The organism is Lentzea sp. NPDC059081 (assembly GCF_042738015.1).
Lineage (GTDB): Bacteria > Actinomycetota > Actinomycetes > Mycobacteriales > Pseudonocardiaceae > Lentzea.
The window spans coordinates 288,111-310,121 of the sequence record NZ_JBHYGW010000005.1; the positions used below are offsets into that span (position 1 = coordinate 288,111).

General features: G+C 71.4%; 13 protein-coding genes. 6 read left to right on the top strand and 7 right to left on the bottom strand.

Going from position 1 to position 22,011, the window contains the following annotated elements; genetic code table 11:
• Positions 1-15: 15 nt before the first annotated feature.
• Together ACFWV3_RS14475 and ACFWV3_RS14480 are read left to right on the top strand one after the other, a co-directional pair.
• A complete protein-coding gene (locus tag ACFWV3_RS14475) occupies positions 16-1,098 on the top strand; it encodes an aldose epimerase family protein (protein ID WP_382411597.1) in 1,083 nt (360 codons plus the stop codon).
• Positions 1,099-1,185: 87 nt separating this feature from the next.
• Positions 1,186-2,439, top strand: coding sequence for an AMP-binding protein (locus tag ACFWV3_RS14480; protein WP_382411598.1), 1,254 nt, complete (start codon positions 1,186-1,188; stop codon positions 2,437-2,439).
• Between the two features lie 58 nt (positions 2,440-2,497).
• On the opposite strand, the gene ACFWV3_RS14485 is transcribed toward ACFWV3_RS14480, so the two are convergent.
• The 5 genes from ACFWV3_RS14485 to ACFWV3_RS14505 form a co-directional block, all read right to left on the bottom strand.
• Positions 2,498-4,453, bottom strand: coding sequence for a family 43 glycosylhydrolase (locus tag ACFWV3_RS14485; protein WP_382411599.1), 1,956 nt, complete (start codon positions 4,451-4,453; stop codon positions 2,498-2,500).
• Positions 4,450-6,075 (bottom strand): glycoside hydrolase family 27 protein, encoded by a 1,626-nt coding sequence (locus ACFWV3_RS14490; RefSeq protein WP_382411601.1) that lies wholly within the window; start codon positions 6,073-6,075, stop codon positions 4,450-4,452. The genes ACFWV3_RS14485 and ACFWV3_RS14490 overlap by 4 nt, the downstream gene beginning before the upstream one ends.
• A gap of 155 nt (positions 6,076-6,230) precedes the next feature.
• A complete protein-coding gene (locus ACFWV3_RS14495; protein ID WP_382411602.1) occupies positions 6,231-7,691 on the bottom strand; it encodes a non-reducing end alpha-L-arabinofuranosidase family hydrolase in 1,461 nt (486 codons plus the stop codon).
• Between the two features lie 348 nt (positions 7,692-8,039).
• Positions 8,040-9,116 carry a LacI family DNA-binding transcriptional regulator gene (locus ACFWV3_RS14500; protein WP_382411603.1) on the bottom strand — a complete coding sequence of 359 codons (1,077 nt, stop codon included), beginning with the start codon at positions 9,114-9,116 and terminating at the stop codon, positions 8,040-8,042.
• Positions 9,117-9,145: 29 nt separating this feature from the next.
• On the bottom strand, positions 9,146-10,483 hold the full coding sequence (locus ACFWV3_RS14505) for a glycoside hydrolase family 6 protein (protein WP_382411604.1): 1,338 nt from the start codon (positions 10,481-10,483) through the stop codon (positions 9,146-9,148).
• 480 nt (positions 10,484-10,963) lie between these two features.
• Between ACFWV3_RS14505 and ACFWV3_RS14510 the strand changes: the two genes are divergently transcribed.
• From ACFWV3_RS14510 to ACFWV3_RS14520, 3 genes are all read left to right on the top strand, one after another.
• Positions 10,964-12,343, top strand: coding sequence for an endo-1,4-beta-xylanase (locus ACFWV3_RS14510; RefSeq protein ID WP_382411605.1), 1,380 nt, complete (start codon positions 10,964-10,966; stop codon positions 12,341-12,343).
• A 264-nt stretch (positions 12,344-12,607) separates the two neighbouring features.
• The gene (locus ACFWV3_RS14515) at positions 12,608-13,954 is read left to right on the top strand and encodes a PHB depolymerase family esterase (protein ID WP_382411606.1); all 1,347 of its coding nucleotides are present in this window, start codon (positions 12,608-12,610) and stop codon (positions 13,952-13,954) included.
• A 93-nt stretch (positions 13,955-14,047) separates the two neighbouring features.
• Positions 14,048-15,355, top strand: a complete 1,308-nt coding sequence (locus tag ACFWV3_RS14520; protein ID WP_382411607.1) for a cellulose binding domain-containing protein — start codon at positions 14,048-14,050, stop codon at positions 15,353-15,355.
• Between the two features lie 37 nt (positions 15,356-15,392).
• On the opposite strand, the gene ACFWV3_RS14525 is transcribed toward ACFWV3_RS14520, so the two are convergent.
• Entirely contained in the window at positions 15,393-18,575 is a 3,183-nt protein-coding gene (locus ACFWV3_RS14525) for a BTAD domain-containing putative transcriptional regulator (RefSeq protein ID WP_382411608.1), read from the bottom strand.
• A gap of 137 nt (positions 18,576-18,712) precedes the next feature.
• On the opposite strand from ACFWV3_RS14525, the gene ACFWV3_RS14530 reads away from it, so the two are divergent.
• A complete protein-coding gene (locus ACFWV3_RS14530; RefSeq protein WP_382411609.1) occupies positions 18,713-20,215 on the top strand; it encodes an FAD-dependent oxidoreductase in 1,503 nt (500 codons plus the stop codon).
• Positions 20,216-20,456: 241 nt separating this feature from the next.
• Here the strand turns inward: ACFWV3_RS14530 and ACFWV3_RS14535 are convergent, their stop codons facing one another.
• Positions 20,457-21,983, bottom strand: coding sequence for a non-reducing end alpha-L-arabinofuranosidase family hydrolase (locus ACFWV3_RS14535; protein WP_382411610.1), 1,527 nt, complete (start codon positions 21,981-21,983; stop codon positions 20,457-20,459).
• Positions 21,984-22,011 lie beyond the last annotated feature (28 nt).

Below are 22,011 nucleotides of genomic sequence, written 5' to 3' on the forward strand. Positions count from 1 at the left end.
GAGCCAAGGAGTTCGATGTCGCAGCGGGAACCCGAGATCAGCCGGGAGCTCTTCGGCAGGCTCGGTGACACGGACGTGCACCGGTACGTCCTCACGTCACCGGGTGGGACCACCGTGCGCGTGCTGGACTACGGCGGTGTGGTCCAGTCGCTGGACGCACCGGACCGCGACGGCACGCCGGCCAACGTGGTGCTCGGGTTCCCCTCCCTCGACGACTACGTCAAGAACAGCCAGCCCGGCTCGAACCGGGTCTTCTTCGGCGCCCTGATCGGCCGGTACGCGAACCGGATCGCCCGCGGCACCTTCACGCTCGACGGGGTCGTGCACCACGTGCCGGTCAACGACGGCCCGAACAGCCTGCACGGCGGTCCCGCCGGGTTCGACACCGAGGTGTGGTCCGCGACCGAGCTGCGCGACGCGGACGGCGTGGGCCTGCGGCTCGAGCTCGTGAGCCCCGACGGCGACGCGGGCTTCCCCGCCACCGTGTCCGCGGAGGTGACGTACCGCCTCGACCGGGACAACCGGCTGAGCATCACCTACCGCGCCACCGCGGACGCGCCGACCGTGCTCAACATGACCAACCACAGCTACTGGAACCTCGCCGGCGAGGGCAGCGGCGACGTGCGCGACCACTCGCTGGTGCTGCACGCGAGCCGGTACTGCGCGGTCGACGCGACGCTGATCCCGGCGGGCGACCCGGTGCCGGTCGACGGGAGCCCGTTCGACTTCCGGCAGCCGACCCCGATCGGCGCGCGCATCGACGGTCCCGACCCGCAGCTCGAGATCGCGGGCGGCTACGACCACAACTGGGTGCTGGACGAGGGTGCCCCGTTCGCCGCGCGGGCGCACGACCCGGCGTCGGGCCGCGTGCTGACGGTGTGGACGACGGAGCCCGGCGTGCAGTTCTACTCCGGCAACTTCCTCACCGACGAGCTGGTCGGCACCGGCGGCCGTCCGTACGGCCGCCACGGCGGGTTCGCGCTGGAGACGCAGCACTTCCCGGACTCGCCGAACCGCCAGGACTTCCCCAGCACGGTCCTGCGCCCCGGCGAGGTCTACCACCAGGAGACGGTGTTCCGGCTGTCCACTGCGGACTGAGTTTCGAAATGTCTCCGCTGTGCAACGACGTTCGAATCGACAGGTGATTCGAACGAGGACGAAACACGGGCAGGGCACTCTCGGGTCGTGTTCCGGGAATCCGCCCTGCGCGACCTGACTCCCGCCGACCGCGCGCTGTTCCAGGAGTTCGGCGCCGGACCGGTGAGGACCCCGCCGTTCGACCGCGTCCACCACGCGTTCGAGGCGCACGCCGCACGACAGCCGCGGGTGAGGGCCGTCGAGCACCTCGGCGCGTCGCTGACGTACGGGGAGCTCGACTCCAGGGCGTCGCTGCTCGCCGAGCTCCTGGTCCGCCGCGGTGTGCGCACCGGCGACCACGTGGGGCTGTTCCTGTCGCGGTCGGTCTGGATGGTGGTCGGCATCCTCGCCGTGCTCAAGGCGGGGGCGGTCTACGTCCCGCAGGACGCGCGCACCACCCCGGAGCGCCACCTGCGGCACGTCGTGCGCACCGCGCGCATCGACATCGTGCTCACCACGAGCACCGACCCCCTGCCGGACCACCTGGCCACCGTCGTCGCCATCGACGCGCTGCCCGATCTCCCCGCGTTCCGCCGCACCCCCGCCGCGGAGTCGGACGTCGCCGCCGTCAGCTTCACGTCGGCGAACGCCGTGCGGATCTCCCACGCGACGCTGTGCAACCTGGTGCTGACCGCACCGGGTTCGCTGGGCATCGGCCGGGGGACGAGGGTGTCGCAGCTGCTGCCCATCGCCTCGGGCGCGGCTATGTGGGAGGTGTTCGGCGCGCTGGCGAACGGCGGCACGCTCGTGCTGCGCGGCGACGACGCGGGCAGGACCGCGAGCGCCGCGGCCGTCGTGATCGCCACGCCGAGCCTCCTGGAGTCGATCGACCCGGACGCCTGCGGCGGCACGCACACGGTCGCGGTGACGGGCGAACGATGCCCGCTCGCGCTGGCGGACACCTGGTCGCACCGCGCGGCGCTGTACAACGCGTGCGGCAGGACCGAGCTCGGCATCGTCACCACCGTGCGGCGGTACGAACCGGGCTCCGGGCCGCTCACCATCGGCAGGCCGGTGCCGAACACGACCGTCTACGTCCTGGACGAGGACCGGAACCCGTGCCCGATCGGCGAGGTCGGCGAGCTGTGGACCGGCGGGGCGTGCGTCACCGACGCCCACACCGGCCTGACCGGCCCCGAGGCGCGGCGGTACCACCCCGACCCGTTCCTCGGCGGCCACCACGTGATGGCCAGGACCCACGACCTCGTCCGGTGGGCGCCCGACGGGAGTCTGGAGCACCACGGCCGGGGCGAGGACCTTCCGGCAGGACCGGACGGGAGGCGCCGGACGCCGGTGGCGTGATCGGCGGCGTCAAGCGGAGCGGGCCCCGCACAGGCGCATGTGCGGGACCCGCTCCACGTCACGGGGTGGACAGCTCGAACCGCCGCACCGCCACCACGCCCCCCAGCGCCTGCGTGGCGTGGTTGAAGATGCCGAACCGGTAGCCCATGAAGAACTGCCACTCGTTCTTCAACGTGAACCCGGAGCCCAGCGAGGTGAAGTTCACCCCGTCGGTGCTGTAGGAGAACCGGGCCTGCCGTCCGCTGCCGGGCCGGATGTCGGCGTTGGCGCGCAACCAGATCCGGGTGCCGGACAGGGGCGCGCTCGCGACCTCGGTGCCGGTGCCCGTGGTGTTCCAGTTGCTGTCCATGGTGAGGCCGTTGACCACGACGACCCGGTTGACGCCGTTGTCCCGCTTGACCCCGATCCACGCCGACGAGTCGCGCAGCATGGCGAGACCCGTGCGGTCGCCGTCGCGCATCCCGCCCACGTCGAGCGTGACGGTGCCGGTGGAGGTCGGTCCCTGGACGCGGTGGGTGAGGGTGTTGCGGGCGTTGTAGAGGTCATTGGTGACGGTGGCGGTCGACAGGCTCAGTCCGTTGCTGACGCTGAACTTCGTGGTGTCCGGGTTGTGGTTCCACTCCCACTGCGGCCCGAGTCTCGTGCCGTCGAACGTGTCCACACCGGTCATCGGTTTCACCTGACGCGGTGGTGCCGGGAGATTCGGCTTCGGGTAGTTCACGCCCCAGCCGCCGTTGACGGTGGTGATGCGCGGCCAGCCGTCGGAGGTCCACGTGACCGGGGCGAGCACCGGCACGCGTCCGCCGGGGTAGGCGTCGACGAACGCCATGTAGTACCAGTCGCCGTTCTGCGTCTGCACGAGCCCGCCCTGGTGCGGCACTCCCCCGCCCTGGATCGGCGTGGGCATGTTCAGCAGCACCTGCTGCACGGTGTACGGGCCCCACGGGCTGGACGACTTCAGCACGTACTGGCCGTTCGCCGGCCTGGTCAGCCAGATGTAGTAGCTGCCGTTGCGCTTGTAGAACCGGGCGCCCTCGAGGGTGCCGATGTTCGACGGCGTCTGGAACACCTGCTGCGACCGGACTTCCGACTTCCCGTCCGCCGAGAGCTGGGCGACGCTGATCGTGGTGTTGCCGTAGGCGACGTACATCGTGTCGTTGTCGTCGACCAGCATGCCGGCGTCGTAGTAGCACTTGTTGATCGTCGACAGTTTGGACCACTGCCCGTCGACCGCGGTGGCGGTGTAGATGTGCGTCTGGGCGAAGTCGACGCAGCCGCCCCAGTAGAAGGTGTTGTTGCTGCTGCGGTGGTTGAGGAACGACGCCCAGATCCCGCGCACGTACCCGCGGGCGCCGTTGAGGTCGTACTTGGAGCCGAAGTCCAGCCGTGGCACGGAATGCCCGGCGAACTCCCAGTTGACGAGGTCGTACGAACGCAGGACCGGTGCGCCCGGCGAGTAGTGCATGGTCGAGGCCGAGTAGTAGTACGCGTCACCGACGCGGATGATGTCGATGTCCGCGAAGTCCTGCCACAGCACGGGGTTGCTGAAGTTGCCCGTCTGCGGGTTGGTGGTCGTGGTGGTGGTGGTGGTCGTCGTCGTGGTGCTCGTCGGGCCCGTCCCACCGTTGCAGGTGGTGCCGTTCAGGCGGAACGAGACCGGGTCGGCGTTGGCCGAACCGGACGTGGCGTTGAACCCGAACTCGACCTTGCCGCCGGTCGGCACGGACCCGTTGTAGGAGGCGTTGCGCGCACTGACGTCGCCGCCGCTCTGGGTGATCACGGCGTTCCAGTGCTGACCGACCTGCTGGCCGGAGGCGTAGGTCCACTCCAGCGTCCAGCCGGTGAGCGCGTCCCCGGTGTTCGTGATCGACACGGACGCGCCGAAGCCGCCCTGCCACTCCGAGGTCCTGGTGTAGGTGACCGAACAGCCCGGTGCCGCCTGCGCGGTCGTGCTCGCCGCGACGCCCGCGGCCACCAGGGTGAGGGCGGCCAACGCCGCCGGTGCCCACCTCATGATCGCGACCACCTCTGGTTGGCCTGGCCGTTGCAGGTCCACAGCACGAGCCGGGCCCCGTTGCCGGTCGCCGCGCCCTCGACGTCCAGGCACAGCCCGGCGTTGACGTTGCGGACCGTGCCGTCGGAGCCGACCGTCCAGCGCTGGTTCGCCTGGCCGTTGCACTGCCAGACGATCACCCGCGTGCCGTTCGCGGTGCCCTGGTCGTACGCGTCGAGGCACTTGTCGCCGAACACGCGGATCTCGCCGTTGCCCCACGAGGTCCACCGCTGGGAGGCGGGCGTGAGGCAGTCCTGCACCACGACGGCGGTTCCGGCCGCGGTGGAGGCGTTCTCGGTGTCGAGACAGCGGTTCGACCCGGCGCCGCGCAGGCGCGAGGTGGTGTTCTCCAGCAGGCTGCCGCCGGTCACCCGGAACGCCGTGACGCCGTGCGCGGGAACGGAGGCCGAGATCGCGCCGGACGTGGTCGACGTGCCGCCGCTCCACAGGTCGGTCAGCGTGAAACCGCCGCCCGACAGGCCGATCTGGGCCGCGGTGGTGGAGATGGTGGCGGTGCCGCTGCCCCGGTTGAACAGGCCGACCGCGACAGAGCCGTCCGAGAGGGGCTTGGCGAAGACCTCGGTGGCGCCGTCGTCGCGCACCCGCCGGCCGCCGGCGCCGAGGCGGTCCTGGTTCACCGCGATCAGGCGCTGGTTGCGCAGGACCGCGCTCACGTCCGCCGACATCGAGCGGATGTCGTTGCCCGCCATCAGGGGTGCCGCCATCAGCGACCACAGCGTGAAGTGCGAGCGCGACTCGGTGAGCGTGAGACCGGGGCGCCCGACGACCAGCATGTCCGGGTCGTTCCAGTGCCCGGGACCGGCCTGGACGGCGAGCGGGGCGGTGACGTCGACGACGTTGCCCACGCCCATCGGGTAGCTGTTGGTGTTGCCGTTCTGCCAGATGTCGAGCAGGTCCTCGGTGGTGCGCCAGAGGTCGGCGACCTCGCTCCAGTCGTACCGGTCACCGGTCGGCGCGTGGAAGCTGTTGGGGTTGATGCTGTAGACGATCGGCCTGCCGGTGCCGCGCAGCGCGTCGCGCATGATCGAGAACCGGGCGACCTGCTCGTCGCGGGTGCCGCTGCCGGAGCACCAGTCGTACTTCAGGTAGTCCACGCCCCACGACGCGAACGTGCGCGCGTCCTGGACCTCGTGGCCCTTGCTGCCGGTCGCACCGGGGAAGGCGCCGGTGGTCTGCGCGCAGGTCTTCTCGTTGGGCACCTGGTAGATGCCGAACTTCAGGCCGCGTGCGTGGATGTAGTCGCCCAGCGCCTGCATGCCGCTCGGGAACTTCGACGGGTGCGCGCGGAGGTTGCCCGACGAGTCGCGCTGCGGGTCGAACCAGCAGTCGTCGACGACCACGTACTGGTAGCCGGCGTCGCGCATGCCCGACGACACCACCGCGTCGGCCGCCTGGCGGACCTGGGCCTCGGTGATGCCGCAGCCGAAGCTGTTCCAGCTGTTCCAGCCGAGCGGCGGCGTGAGGGCCGGGCTGCCGGGAGCCGCGGGCGCGGCGGGGGTGGGCACGAACGTCGCCGCGAGCAGGAGCGCGGCGAGGAGGGACTTCCTGGACCGGGAGGGCATCGTCGCCCCTTTCTGGCAGGGTCTTCTCTCAGGGTCTTTCTCGCAGGGTCTTCTCCGGGGTGCCTTCTCCGGGGTGCCTTCTCCGGGGTGCCTTCTCCGGGGTGCCTTCGGGGGACGCCGCCGGCGCGCGTGGCCGGCGGCGTCGGGTCCACCGGTCAGCAGGTCGAGTTCGTCTGGGTCAGCAGGCCGAGCCGCCAGGGCAGCCGGTTGTAGTCACCGCCGGCGTCGGGGTCCATGCCCTGGTACAGGTAGCTGAGCTTGCAGGGGCTGATCTCCATCGTCTGGTCGACGTTGGTGCGCACCATCTCGCCGTGGCTGATGTCGCGGGTCCACTGTCCACCCGGGAACGTCACGTTGTTCGCGCGGGCGAACGGGTTCGACTCGGTGTCGGCGAGCGCCGTCCACGGCCCGGTGATCGCGGGAGCGGTCCAGGAGCGGAAGTAGCGACGGCCGTCGGTGCCGATCGCCTCGTGCACCATCAGCCACTGGTTCTTCCCGGCGATCTTGTAGATGTTGGACGCCTCGAAGAGCCGGTAGCGGTCGCTGTCCTGCATGGCGATCACGGTGTTGGTGAAGCCGTTGGGGAACTGCGCCACGGTCGTCTCGGACCGGTAGAGGTGGCCGTTGTCGTCGGAGGAGAACAGGTAGCACTTCGCGGTGTCGCACACCGTCCAGAAGTCGACCCAGTACCCGTTGCCGATGTTGTCGCGGATGATCTGCGGCATGCCGTTGGCGTAGAAGTTCTTCGGCGCCGACCACGACGACGGGGTCGCGATGTCGGTGGTCGTCGAGTACGACGCGTTCGACCCGGTCTGGTAGACGAGGTACCAGAGGCGTTGCGGCGCGAAGTAGAACACCTGCGGGGCCGCGCGATAGCCGCTGCCGATGCCGGAGCGGTCGAGGTAGTAGTGCGGTGCCGCCGACGCCTGCGACCAGTCGCTGAAGCTCGTGTACATCAGGTTGTAGCCGTCGGTGTAGGTCGACGCGAACACGTGGTACTTGCCGTTGTAGTACACGACACTCGGGTCCTTCACCGCGACGTTCGCGTGCGTCGAGTCCGGCTTCGGGCTGATCAGCTGGCCGCTCGAGGACCAGCGGAAGCTCGACGGCAGGTTGCCCACCGGCGGGTTGCCCGTGGTCGTGGTCGTGGTGGTGGTCGTCGTCGTGGTGGTCGTGGGGCCGACGTCGCCGGTGCACAGGGTGCCGTTGAGGGTGAACGCGGTGGGGCTCGGGTTCGACCCGCTGCTGGCGCCGTTGAACCCGAACTCGACCTTGCCGCCGGTGGGGATCGCCGAGTTGTAGGAGACGTTGCGCGCCGTCACCTGCGCACCGGACTGGCTCACCTGGGCGTTCCAGGCCTGCCGCACCTGCTGCCCCGCACCGAAGCTCCAGGTGAGGGTCCAGCCGTCGACCGCGTCACCGAGGTTGGTGACGGCGACGTTCGCGGTGAACCCGCCGTCCCACTGCGACGGTGTGGCGTAGGTGACCGAACACCCCGGTGCGGCCGAGGCGGGCTGCTCGGCCACCGCGGTCAGCGCCGTGACCGCGACGAGCGGGACCGCGGCCAGCGCCGTGAGCCGGGCGCGCCGGGACGTGAACAACCGTGCGAGGAACATGATGACCCTTCGTCGTTGGAGGGATCGGGAGGCAGGGGCGAACGCCAGGGGTCAGGCAGCGGTTCCCGGCGCGGTCGAACCGCCCGGCGGCAGCGCGAGACCGGTCTGGGACTCCACAGTGGACCGGACATCGCGAGCGGGCGGCGCACCGCGCGGCGCTTTCAACGGGCTCGGCATGGTGAGCCTTTCGTCGACGAGGTCAACGGCAGGGGCGGCTCCCAGCAATGTAACGACGCGCTCGCGCCGGGGTCAAAGCTAAATGTGAGCGCTAACTTTTAGCAGTCCGGCTTTCGAGTCAAATAAACCGCCATCTGCCATCTCAGCACTGTTAACGCGAACAACCGCAGGTCAACGGTGCGCCCGCGCCACCGAACCGCCCTCGCGCACCGGCATCGGCACCCGGTGGACCAGTGGCGTCCGGGCACCGCACCCGCGGGCCTCGACGACCTCCACCAGCACCTCCACCGCCCGTGCGCCGAGCTCGTGGCGGGGCTGGGCCACGGTCGTCAGCCGGGGACGCATCCAGGACGCGACGGGGTCGTCGCCGAACCCGAGCACGGACACGTCTCCCGGTACCGAGAGACCGGCGTCGGCGAGCGCCAGGTACGCGCCGAAGGCGAGGCGGTCGTCCAGGCAGACCAACGCCTTCGGGCGGTGGCGGCGCAACAGCCGGGTGGTCGCGTCGTACCCGGCCTCCGGTGTCCATTCCGGACTGTTCCAGGTGGTGACGACGACGTCGGCCGCGTCGAAGACCTCGCGCAGGCCGGTGAGACGCTCCGCGGCGGCACGGACGTCGGTACCGATCAGGTGGACACCGCGGGTGTGGCCCGCTTCGAGCAGCCGGCGCGCCGCGGAGCGGCCGCCCTGCACCTCGTCGGCCACCACCGAGGGGAGGCCGGGGCAGGTGGCGTCGAGCAGCACCACCGGACCGTGCCGCGGGCCGGGCGGCTCGGTGCGCGTCCCCGGCCGGACGGCGGCGAACACCACGCCGTCCACCCGCCTGTCGTGCATCGAGTCGACGAGGGCCCGTCCCCGCACCGGGTCTCCGCAGGACTCCCCGACGAGCAGCAGGAACCCGAGCCGGTGCGCGGCTTCCAGGGCACCCTTGACCACGTCGCCCGGCGCTTCGGCGGCGTCGAGCACGAACCCGATCGTCCGCGACAGCCCGGAGCGCGCCGTGCCCCGCCGGTAGCCCAGCTCCTGCGCGGTGGAGCGGACCCGTTCCTGCGCGGCGGCGGAGATGCGCAGTTCTCTCCCCCGCCCCGTCAGCACGAGCGAGGCCGTGGTCACCGACACGCCGCTCGCCGCCGCCACGTCGGCCAGGGTCACGCGCGACCGTCCCACCAGGTCCGCCTCCTGCCGCATCGAGGACCCGGCCGCAGCACGCGAGAAGCCGGGACATGCCGGGGTCCCCGGACCGCGCACGGCCGGGGACCCCGCTCCCTGCCGCCGCCTCAGGAGCAGGCGACGCCGTTCAGCACCGGTGACGAGAACGGCGGCGTGCCGCTGTAGTTCGCGTTGTAGCCGATGCTCAGCTGGGCGCCGGAACCGATCGAGCCGTTCCAGGCCGCGTTCGCCACCCTGACCTCGTCACCCGCGTCGGTCCACGTCCCGTTCCAGCCCTGGGTCACCGAGACGCCGGGCGCCGAGAACGAGAACGTCCACCCGTTGATCGCCGCGCCGCGGTTCACGATCACGATCTCCGCGGAGTAGCCGCCCTGCCACTGGCTGGTCACGCGGTGGGTCGCCGTGCACCCACCACCGGGGTTGCCGCCGGTCGTGGTCGTCGTGGTGGTCGTGGTCGTGGTCGTCGTCGTCGTGATCGGGCCGGCCGCCAGCGCGAGCTCGTAGGCCCGCTGCGGGACGAACTGACCGGCGGGCGCGATGCAGCCGTCCGACTCACCGGGCAGCTTGACCCACAGGAACGCGTCGATCTTCGAGTCGCCCGTGTTCGTCGTGCTGGGCGTGCCGATCGCGCGCCCGGACGGGTCGCACCACTCGCTGCCGGCGGGACCGTTGCCGTTGCGGCTGGTGTCGACGACGGCCTTGAGGCGGCTGTCCCCGACGGCGTTGAGCACGTTCTTCGCGAAGTTCACCTCGTCGGAGGTGGCGCGGTAGTTCGACACGTTGGTCGAGATGCCGTCGGCGCTGTTGGAGATGTCCGCGGCGCGCAGGCGGTTCGCGGCCTCCGACGGGGTCAGCCACGAGGAGTGGCCGATGTCGAAGTACACCTTGGCCTGACCGGACCCGGACTTGAGCTTCTTGCCGGCGTAGGCGATCGACGCCTTCGTCTGGTTCTGCTGGTCCGTGCTCTGGCAGTTCGTCATCAACGGCAGCACGTCCGGTTCCAGCACGATGGTCGCCGGGCGGCCGGCGAGGCCCGCCGCGACCTCGTCGACCCACGCGCGGTAGGCCGTGTGGGAGGACGCGCCGCCCCCGCTCGCGCCACCGCAGTCGCGGTTGGGGATGTTGTAGACCACCAGGATCGGGATCTTGCCGGCGGAGGCCGCGGCGCCCACGAAGGAGCTGACCTCCGACCGCACGGTCGAGGTGTTGGTCGTGGTGTACCACCGCGCCTGCGGCACCGAGGCGATGCGGTCGCGGATGACCGCCGCCCGCGAGTCGCCCTGGTTCGCGGCGACCCACCGCGCGCTCGAGCTCGACGGGTCGACGTAGAACGCCGACTCGGCGGCGCTGACGCTCGTGCCGCCGCTGACGACCAGGGCGGTGACCCCGGCGACGACCGCGCCGGCGAGTGCGCAGGCGCCCGTGCCCCGATTCCACCGTGTCATCGTGTCTCCAGTTCGTTCGGTTGCCGTGATTGGGCTTCTCGCAGCGCCGGTGTGGCCCTCCGGACGTGGGAATTCGTCGACGCGAGAGCGCTCTCGAACTTCGCAGAGAAGTGAATGCGAGTTCGGATCAACGTAACCAGGGATCACTGCGTCGTCAACGGCGGAAGTGTTGTGCGTCAACGTTGTCGAAAAAAGTTTCGAAAATTCTTCCGACACTGCGATCAATGCGCTGACGTGGTAGTTGGGAGCGCTCCCTCATGCGGGGTAGGCCGATCAGGGCATCCTGCTGTCGAATTCGACAACGACTTCTTGTGACCGCCGACGAACGACTGCGACACTCCGGAACGGCAACGGCGGGCGACGGCGGAACAACGCCGCCGATTTCCACGCCCACCGCGATCCGGCAATGGCGCACCGGGTCCGGCCATCCGTCCTGCCCATCCCACCCTGCATTCGGGTCGACCCTGGAAAGCGTGGAAGATGAAACTGACATCGAAGTCAGTGGCCCTGATCCCGATCATCGCGACGGTCGCGACAGCGGCAATCGGCGCCACCCTGATCGCCCCTCCCGTGGCCTACGCCGCCACCACCCTCGGCGCCGCGGCGGCCCAGAGCGGCCGGTACTTCGGCACGGCGGTGTCCGCGAACAGGCTCGGCGACTCGACCTACGTCGGAATCCTGAACAGGGAGTTCGACATGGTCACCGCCGAGAACGAGATGAAGATGGACGCCACGGAGCCGAACCAGAACCAGTTCAGCTTCAGCAACGGCGACCGGATCCTCAACCAGGCCCGCAACCAGGGCAAGCGCGTCCGCGGGCACGCCCTCGCGTGGCACTCGCAGCAGCCCGGCTGGATGCAGAACATGTCCGGCAGCTCGTTGCGCAGCGCGATGATCAACCACGTCACGCAGGTGGCCACGTACTACCGCGGCAAGATCTACGCCTGGGACGTCGTGAACGAGGCCTTCGCCGACGGCAGCAGCGGTGGCCGCCGCGACTCCAACCTGCAGCGCACCGGCAACGACTGGATCGAGGCGGCGTTCCGGGCGGCCAGGTCGGCCGACTCCGGTGCGAAGCTCTGCTACAACGACTACAACACCGACGACTGGTCGCACGCCAAGACCCAGGGCGTCTACCGGATGGTGCAGGACTTCAAGTCCCGCGGCGTCCCGATCGACTGCGTCGGCTTCCAGTCGCACTTCAACCCCAACAGCCCGGTGCCGTCGAACTACCAGACGACCCTGCAGAACTTCGCCAACCTCGGCGTCGAGGTGCAGATCACCGAGCTGGACATCGAGGGGTCCGGCAGCGCGCAGGCCCAGAACTACCAGCGCGTCACCCAGGCCTGCCTCGCCGTCGCGAAGTGCGCCGGCATCACCGTGTGGGGCATCCGCGACAGCGACTCGTGGCGTTCGTCGGGCACCCCGCTGCTGTTCGACGGCAGCGGCAACAAGAAGGCCGCGTACAACTCGACGCTCGACGCGCTCAACGCGGGCGGCAGCACCGACCCGACGACGACCACGACCACCACCACGACGACGACCACCACCACGACCGGCAACCCCGGCAACGGCGGCTGCACGGCGACGGTCTCGCTGAACCAGTGGAACGAGGGCTTCGTCGCCAACATCAAGGTCACCGCGGGCTCCAGCGCGCTGAACGGCTGGACCGTCACGACCACGGTGTCTAACGGCACGGTCACCGGCTCGTGGAGCGCGACCCGCAGCGGCAACAGCGGAACCGTGAACTGGACCAACGTGGACTACAACGCCAGCGTGCCCGCGGGCGGGTCCACCGAGTTCGGCTTCCAGGGCAGCGGCAGCGGTTCGGGCCTGAACCCGACCTGCTCGGCGCGCTGACCGTCCCCGCACCACCCCGCCAGGCAGGCTCCCGCGGACCGGACGTGACGTCCACCGCGGGAGCCCGCGTGCCCTCTGGAGGTACCGGCGAGCTGGAGGACGTCGCTCCCGACACGGCGCCACCACCTCCGCGGTCCGCGTCGTCTCCCCCGTCGCGGGGAGCGCGGTCGAGACCCGGTCCGGTGGCAGCGGCCACGTGACCGGTGGCGGCTCACCGCTCGCTCCTCCCGCGAACTCCTTCCTCAGCCAGAGAACGAGGTCATCGTGACCATCTCGAACTCCGCACGGCAGCACGTGACCCGGTACCGCGTCGCCGCGATCGCCGCGGCCGCGCTGTCGATGATCGCCGCCGTCGCCTTCTCCTTCGTGCCCCAGCAGGCGCACGCCGCGTCCCTGACCCAGGTGACCGGCTTCGGCACCAACCCGACCAACCTGAACATGTACGTCTACGCACCGGACCGGCTCGCGGCGCGGCCCGCGCTGCTCCTGATGATCCACTACTGCACCGGGACGGCGAGCGCCGTGCACAACGGCGGCGGGCGCGACTACGTCTCCGCCGCGGACCGCTACGGGTACGTCATCGTCTACCCCGAGGCCACCAGGGACGGCCGCTGCTTCGACGTCTCCACCCAGAACGCGTTGCGGCGCAACGGGGGCAGCGACTCGACCGGCATCATGTCGATGGTCTCCTACGCCCGGCAGCGCTACAACGTCGACCCGTCGCGCATCGTCGTCTCCGGCATCTCGTCCGGCGCGATGATGACCAACGTGCTGGCCGCCGAGTACCCGGACGTGTTCAGCGCCGCGTCGGCGTTCGCCGGGGTGCCCGCCGGGTGCTTCGCGACGACCGACGGGTCGATGTGGAACAGCCAGTGCTCCAGCGGCAACCTGCAGAAGACCCCGCAGCAGTGGGGCGACCAGGCCAGGGCGATGTACTCGGGCTACACCGGCAGCTACCCGCGCATCCAGCTGTGGCACGGCACCAACGACACCACGCTGGCGTACCCGAACTTCGGCGAGGCGCTCGACCAGTGGACGAACGTGCACGGGGTGAGCAGGACGCCGGTGTCGACCGACCAGCCGCAGTCGAACTGGACCCGCACGCGGTACGGCAGCAACGGCGTCGTCGAGGGCATCAGCGCCCAGGGCGTCGGCCACGACGTGCCGACGTCCGGCATGGTCGGCTACGCCATCTCGTTCCTCGGCCTGGACCGCCCGTCCACCGACCCCACCACCACTACGACCACCACAACCACGACCACGACGACGACCACGACGACTCCGCAGCCGTCCCAGGGCTGCTCGGTCAAGGCGGTGGTCAACGCGTGGAACAACGGCCTCACCGAGACGATCACCATCACCAACACCTCGTCGACGGCCGTGAACGGCTGGAAGCTGCAGTTCACCCTGCCGAGCGGCCAGACGATCACCGGCGGCTGGAGCGCCACCTACTCCCCCGCCAGCGGCCAGGTGACCGCGTCGAACGTCTCCTACAACACGCAGATCCCGCCGTCCGCCCAGGTGCAGATCGGCTTCCAGGCCACGCACTCGGGCAACAGCGGGGCCGCGAGCGGGTTCACGCTCAACGGTGCGCAGTGCGCCACCGCCTGACCGCTCGGGAAGCCCGGCACCACCGCGTCCACAGTGGACTCCGCGTGACGACCGAAGGGACGACGATGTCGCACCACCACACGAGGACGAGCCATGTCCCGGTCTAGGGCCGTGATCGCCGCGGCCGTCAGCAGCGCCCTTGTCTTCCTCGCCGCCACGGGCATCGCGCTCGGCGGCCCACCCGCGGGCGAGGCCGGCACGGCCGCGGCGACGGCGGGCTGCGGCAAGGCCCCGTCGTTGACGAGCGGCCAGCGCACCATCTCGACCGGCGGCCAGAACCGCACCTACTTCCTGCGGATTCCGGCCAACTACGACAGCAGCCGCCAGTACCGGTTGTTCGTCGGCTTCCACTGGCTCAACGGAAGCGCGAACGAAGTCGACTCCGGCGGGTCGGACGGCTACAACTGGTCCTACTACGGGCTGCGCAAGCTCTCCGACGCGGCGAACAACGACACGATCTTCGTGGCGCCGCAGGGCAACAACAACGGCTGGGCCAACCCCGGCGGGCAGGACCTGAGGTTCGTCGACGACCTGGTGGCACTCCTCGACTCCAGCCTCTGCATCGACTCCACCCGGCGCTTCGCCGGCGGGTGGAGCTACGGCGGCTCCATGTCGTACGCGGTGGCGTGCGCGCGTGCCACCGTCTTCCGGGCCGTGATCGCCTACTCGGGTGGGCAGCTCAGCGGATGCGACGGCGGCACGCAGCCCATCGGATACATGGGCATCCACGGCGTGAGCGACAACGTCCTCGGCATCGGCCTGGGACGCGGACTGCGCGACACCTTCGTGCGCAACAACGGGTGCACGGCGCAGAACGCCCCCGAGCCGGCGGCGGGCAGCCGCAGGCACATCATCACGGAGTACAGCGGCTGCCGCACCGGTTATCCCGTGGTGTGGGCGGCGTTCGACGGCGGGCACACCCCGGCGCCGATCGACTCCGGCGGCACCGGGTGGCAGACCTGGACCTCCGGCGAGGTGTGGAAGTTCGTCACCCGGTTCGCCGGTGGGGGCGGCACGACCACCACGACGAGCACCACCACCACCACGAGCACGACGACCACCACCACGACGGTGCCCACCCAGTGGCCGTGCCGGGTGAGCGACTCGATCAACGCGTGGGCGGAGGGCCTGACGTCGAACATCACCCTCACGAACACGGGCACCACGGCCGTCGACGGGTGGTCGCTGGCGTTCGCCCTGCCGGACGGGCAGACGATCACGGGTGGCTGGAACGCCGGCTACTCGCCGTCCTCCGGCCGGGTCACCGCGACCAACGCCCCCTACAACGGGCAGATCGCGCCCGGCGCGTCGGTCACCTTCGGCTTCCAGGCGACGCACACCGGCAACGCCGGGAGGCCGGACTGGTTCAGCCTCAACGGGGTGACGTGCCAGGTCGTCTGACGGCCGGTCGGGAGCTCCGTGGCGGGTTCGCCTGCCGTCACGGAGCTTCCGCGGTCAGCAGGCCGGGGTCCAGCCGCGCGACGGCTCCCGCCACGTCGGCGTCCCGGCCGGCCCGGTAGCGGCGCTCGAAGCCCTCGCCGAGCTCCGCTGCCAGGCGGCCGGCCAGCCGCGCGGCGAACACACCGGCGCCACCGTCGCCTCCGCGCAGCCGGGCCGCCGCGCCGAGGACCTCGGCCGCGTCCTCGGGACACCCCAGCACCGCGGCCGCCTGCGCCAGTCCCGCACCGAGCAACGCGAGGACCGGACGGTCTCCGGTGGCGCGGGCGACCGGGTACGCCTCGGCCAGGTCGGCCAGAGCCTCGGCCAGCTTCTGCGGGTCGCGTTCCGCGGCGAGGGCGCGGACGACCGCGGTGGAGGCGAGCACAGTCGTGACCACGTGGCCGCGCACCGGCTTGGCCACCCGTGTGGCTGTCAGGCGCTTCCCCACGTCGTCGGCCAGGCGCAACGCCCCGTCGTGGTCGCCGTCCTCCCAGTCGACGCCGATCGTCATCGCGTCGGCCAGCAGGCCCGTCTCCAGGCCCCGCCACGAGCTGCCGTCGGACCGCAGGGCGGCCAGCTCGTCGCGTGCCCCTGCGGTGTCTCCCAGCGACCACCGCAGCCAGGCGGTCCTCAGCCGCAGGAACCGGGCGTCGTAGGTCGCGCCCAGCTCCCGTGCGGCCCGCAGCGCCACCTCGCAGTCCGCCAGGGCGCCCGGCAGGTCGCCGTCGACGACCTTCAGCTGTGCCAGGAGGGTGGTCGCGATCGCGATGCCCCAACGGTCCCCCGTCTCGCGGAAGCCCCGTTCCGCGAGACCGACCTCGGCTCGCATCCGTTCCGGGTCGCCCTGGTTCTCGGCCTGGCCCGCGGCTGACGCGTGCCGCACCGCCCGGAGCCACGGGTCCTGTGTGGACTGGTCCTGTGTGGACTGTTCTCCGGTGATGCCGGCCAGGCCGGGGAACAGGTCCCTCATCGCCGCAACGCCGCCGTGCGGAGCCGGGGCGGCGCGCCACCGCCGGTGCAGGTCCGCGAGCCGGGCGCGGCCGGAGTCGGGCGCGCGTCCCTCCTCCAGCAACGCCATCGCCCGCACCCCCTCGGCGTGGACGAGGTGGGGCTCGCCGGTGCCCGCCTCGACCAGCCGGTCCAGCCAGCCGACGTCGTGGGCGTTGCCGGTGATCCTGGTGTGCCAGGCCGTGCTCAGCGTCATCATCAGCGCGGCGCGCGGCCGTCCCGAGTCGAGCAGGAACCGCCGGGCGGCGACGACGTTCGCCTCCTCCGCGCGCAGGGTCGCGAGGGCCGGCAGCTGGTCGTGGCCGCGCAGCACGGGTTCGAGCTCGTCGGCGAGCCGGGCGAAGTAGGCGGCGTGCCGGTCGCGGGAGCGGTCGGCCAGCCCCTGCTCGGTGAGGCGGTCGAGGCCGTACTCGCGCAGCGTCTCCAGCATCCCGGCGCGGATCGGGGTGTCCTGGCCGATCCTGAGCAACGACTTCTCGGCGAGCGCGACCAGCAGGTCGGCCACGTCCTCGGCGGGCACCACGTCGTCGGCGCAGACGGCCACGGCCGCCTCCTCGGTCGCACCGCCGGGGAACACGGACAGCCGCTCGGCCAGGACCCGTTCCCGTTCGGTCAGCAGGTCCCAGCTCCAGCCGACCACCGCCCGCAGCGTGCGGTGCCGCGGCAGGACGGTGCGGTCGCCGCCGGTCAGCAGCCGGAACCGGTCGGAGAGCCTGCGGGCGATCTCCGCCACCGGCAGCACCCGCAGCCGGGCCACCGCCAGCTCGATCGCCAGCGGCAGGCCGTCGAGCCGCCGCACGACGGTGACCACGTCGTCGACGGTCGTGTCGTCCAGGGTGAAGCCGGGGCGGGCCGTCGCGGCGCGGTCGAGGAACAGCCGGACGGCCGCGGACCGGCCGGCCTCGACCGGATCGGCCCCGGCCGGGGGCAGGGCCAGCGGCTCGACGGCGGTCAGCGCCTCGCCGGTCAGCCCGAGCGGTTCGCGGCTGGTGGCGAGCACCCGCACGCCGGGCGCGGCGGCGACGACGTCGGCGACCAGCCCGGCGACGGCGTCGACCAGGTGCTCGCAGTTGTCGACCACCAGCAGCCCGTCGGCCTCGCCCAGGGCGTCGAGCAGCCGCTCGCGGTCGTCCCCGCCCGGCCCCAGACGTGCCTCGAGCAGGCCCACCGCGGCCAGCACGGCCCGCGTCACCCCGCTGCCCGACGTGACCGGTGCGAGCTCCACGACCCACGTCTCGCGCCGGTCCTGTTCCGCCCAGATCCGCGCGACCTCGGTGGCGAGCCGCGTCTTGCCCGCGCCACCGGGACCGAGCAGCGTGGTCAGCCGGTGCGCCGCCACGGACGCGCGGACCGCGGCCACCTCCGCCTCCCGGCCGACGAAGCTCGTCAGCGGCGTGCCGAGGGGCCTGGGTCGCCGGCGGGGGCGGCCGAGGTCGCCGCCGAGCAACCGCAGGTGCAGGTCGCGCAGCTCCGGTCCGGGGTCGGCGCCCAGCCGCTCGGCCAGCTCGCGGCGGACCCGCTCGTAGGTGGCCAGCGCCTCGCCGTTCCTGCCGGTCGCGGCCAGCGCCGTGATCAGCTGGGCGGCGAGGTCCTCGCGCAGCGGGTGCTCGTCCACCGCGGTCCGCAGGTCGCCGACCACCTCCTCGGCGCGACCGAGGGACAGGGCGGCTGCGAACCGTCCGGCGGCGGCGTCCAGGCGCAGGTTCTCCAGCTCTGCAACGAGACCGGGCACGTAGACGGCGTCGGGCATTCCGCTCAGCGCCGGTCCCCGCCAGAGCGCCAGCGCCTGGCCGAACGAGGCCAGCGCGCCGTCGTCGTCCCCGGCCAGCGCCGCCCGCCGTCCGTCGGCCACCAGGTCCCGGAACGCGAGCACGTCGACGGCGTCGCGGTCCAGCGGCAGCCGATAGCCGTGGGCGTCCATCACCACCGAGCCAGGACCGCCGAGCGCGGTGCGCAGCCGTGAGAGCAAGGACTGCAACGAGTGCGCGGGGGCGGAGGGCGGGTTCACGGACCAGATCGCGTCGACCAGCTCGTCCACGCCGACGGGGTGTGGAACGGCCACCGCGAGCCGGCAGAGCGCCGCCCGCACCCGATCGCCGGCGAGCTGCACCGCGACACCGTCCACGCTCACTTCGAGCGGCCCCAGCACCGCAACGCGCACGCCGACCGCCATGGGGCCAACTCTGGCAGACGCCGCACCGCTCGCGACCTGCGGGTACCAGCGCCGCGTGTGTGCGGTATGTGCCCCGTGTGTGCGGCCCGCGCAAGCCTTTCCCCGTCTGAACAACGCACTTCGGAAGGTGATCATCCGTGCACGACGTAGTGATCGTGGGAGCCGGCCCGGTCGGGCTCTTCCTCGCGTGCGAGCTCGGTCTCGCGGGCCGCACCGTCCTGGTGCTGGAGAAGGACGCCGAGCCGCGCTCCCCGTGGAAGAGGGCGCCGCTCGGCACGCGGGGCCTCTCCGCCGCGTCGGTCGAGGCCTGCTACCGGCGCGGAATGCTGGCCCCGGTCCTCGAGGCGGCGGGTCTCCCGTACAACCCGGAGGGCGAACCCCCGCCCGTCCGGCCGCACGGCCACTTCGCCGGGATGATGATCGATCCGGCCAAGGTGGACCTGGCGGCGCTGCCGTTCCAGCTCCCCAGCCCGGCGAACCAGCAGGCCGTGGTCAACCTGGAGGCGGTCGAGACCCTGCTCGCCGAGCGGGCGGTGGAACTCGGTGTCGAGATCCGGCGCGGCACCGAGGTCCTCGCCGTCACCCAGGACGCGGAGGGGGTGGTGGCGCACGCGAACGGCGAGGAGCACCCCGCGCGGTGGCTGGTCGGCTGCGACGGCGGGCACAGCGCGGTCCGCAAGCTGACCGGCTTCGAGTTCGTGGGCACCGGCCCGCGCTTCACCGGCTACATCGCGCAGGTCGAGCTCGCCGACCAGGAGAAGCTGAAGCCGTGGTTCAACCTCACGCCGACCGGCATGTACCTCACGATGCCCGGCGGCGGGATCGGCATGATGGACTTCGACGGCGGCACGTTCGACCGCTCCCTGCCGCCGACCCGCGAGCACCTGCAGGACGTGCTGCGCCGGGTCTCGGGCACCGACGTGACGGTCACCGACGTCCTGCTCGCGTCCACCTACACCGACCGCGCCATGCAGACCGCCACCTACCGCCGCGGCCGCGTCCTGATGGCGGGCGACGCCGCGCACATCCACTCCCCGCTGGGCGGCCAGGGCCTGAACACCGGCCTCGGCGACGCGGTGAACCTGGGCTGGAAGCTCGCCGCCGTGCTGGCCGGCCACGCCCGTGAGGAGCTCCTCGACACCTACGAGCTCGAACGGCACCCGATCGGCGCCTGGGTGCTGGAGTGGACCCGCGCCCAGGTCGCGGCGATGGGTCCCGACCAGCACTCGCAGGCGGCCCAGGCGGTGCTGCGCGACCTGATCGGCACCTCGGACGGCGCGACCTACGTGTACGGCAAGATGTCCGGCGCCTGGCTGCGCTACGACGTCGGCGACGACCACCCGCTGTCCGGCCGCGGCGCCCCCGACTTCCGGCTCAAGGACGGTCTGCGGCTCGGCGAGCTGATGCGCGACGGCCAGGGCGTGCTGCTCGACCTGGGCCTGGACCAGCCGCTGCGTGCCGCGGCGGCGCGGTGGGAGGGGCGGGTGCGGTACGTGGCGGGTGCGGTCGAGAACGACCTCGGGCTGACCGCCGTGCTCGTCCGGCCTGATGGTGTGGTGGCTTGGGCGGCGGACGGGCCTGTTGAGGTCGGGGAGTTCGAACGGGCCGCCGGGCGCTGGTTCGGCACCGCCGCGGGCTGACCGCGAAAGCAGCCGGCCGTTCGGCGACGACGTGGGTCGGGGCGGCTCCTTCGCGATCACGGAACCGACCCGACCACCTCACGGCTGGCCCCGCCACGTTCGAACGCGGCGGGGCCGGCTCGTTCGGCACCACCGCGGCCCGATCGCGAAGGCAGCCAGACGTTCCACACCGCCGCGGCCTGACCGTCCCCGACGAACGGGCGGCTCCCCAGGGATCCGGGAGCCGCCCTCCGCCACTCGGTCAGCGTTGCAGCGTCAGCACTCCCGGCCGGTAAGGCAGGAGCCCGTAGTCGCCACCCGAGCTCGGGTTGCGGCCCTGGTACAGCAGCTGCAGGTTGCACGGGTCGACGGTCTTGGTCTGGTCGGGGTTCGACCGGATCAGGTCGCCGTGGCTGATGTCGTTGGTCCACGTGGCGCCGCTGTTCGCCCTGCCGGCGAACGGGTTGCTCTCGCTCGCGGCCTGCGGGGTCCACGACCCGCTGAGGCTGCTGGACGTGAACGACCGGAAGTAGCGGCCGCCGCTGCCCATCGCCTCGACGATCATCAGGTACTGGTTCTGGTTCTGCACCTTGTAGACCTCGACGCCCTCGAACAGGTTCGCCTGGGTGTCGCTCATGATGGTCGTGTACGACGAGCCGAAGCTGCCGGGGAAGTTGCCGATGGGCATGCTCGCCCGGTAGATCTTCCCGTTGTCACCGGCGAAGAACAGGTACATGTTCGTGCTGTCGCCGATGAGCGTCTGGTCGATCGGGCCGGTGCCGGAGCCGGAGATGCTGCCGGTGAAGAGGGTCTGCGCCGACGACCAGCCGTTGGGGTTGGTGGGGTCGCTCGACGTCCGGTAGCTGAAGGCGGTCGGGCCCCACTGGTAGGTGAGCACCCAGATGTTCTTCGGCGCGAAGTAGAACAGCGTGGGGGCGACCGCGGCCGAGCTCATGCCGTTCTGGCTGGCCGAGCCCATGTCGGACCAGTTGGTGAAGGTCCCGAAGTTCATCGAGCCCCAGCTCGTCCCGGTGTCGTGCGTCGTCGCGTACACGAGGTGCTTGCCGTTGTACATGACGTGGGTGAAGTCCTTGAGCGACACCCATCCCTGCCGCGGGGTGGCCAGCGGGCCGGTGGACGACCAGCGGTAGCTCGACGGCAGCTGGCAGGTGCCGCCCTGCGACGTGGTCGTCGTGGTGGTGGGGCTCGTGCCGCCGTCGACGCGCACGAGCTGCCACTGCTGGTTGGCGCCGCCCCAGTCGGTGTACTGGACGACGTTGCCGCCGTCGGCGGTCGAGCCGCCCTGGACCTCGACGGCCTTGCCGCTGTTGCGGTTGACCAGGCGGACGTAGCCGCTGTCGGAGTCGGCCAGGCGGAACTGCTGGTTCGTGCCGTTGCCGTCGGTCCACTGCACGATGGCGCCGCCGTCGGCGGTGGAGAAGTTGTAGACGTCGAGCACCTTGCCCGACAGCCGCGACTTCAGCCGGTAGTAGCCGCCGCCGGAGTCGACGAACTGCCACTGCTGCTGGCTGCCGTCGTTGCGGGCCCACTGGGTGATGCGGGCGCCGTCGTTCGTGGCGAGGTTGTAGACGTCCAACGCCTTGCCGCTGTTGCGGTTCACCAACACGTACCAGGCGGTCGTGTCGACGGTCGCCGCCGACACGGGCTGGGCGCTGAACGCCGCCACGAGACCGCCGACCAGGACGGATACTGCGGCGGCGAGGCCGGCCACGCGACGTCTGCGGGCGCGGGAGACGGGGGTGGACGGGAGATGGCCTGATCCGGCCATGAGCGTGCTCCTCTTCGTCGAGGTGGGG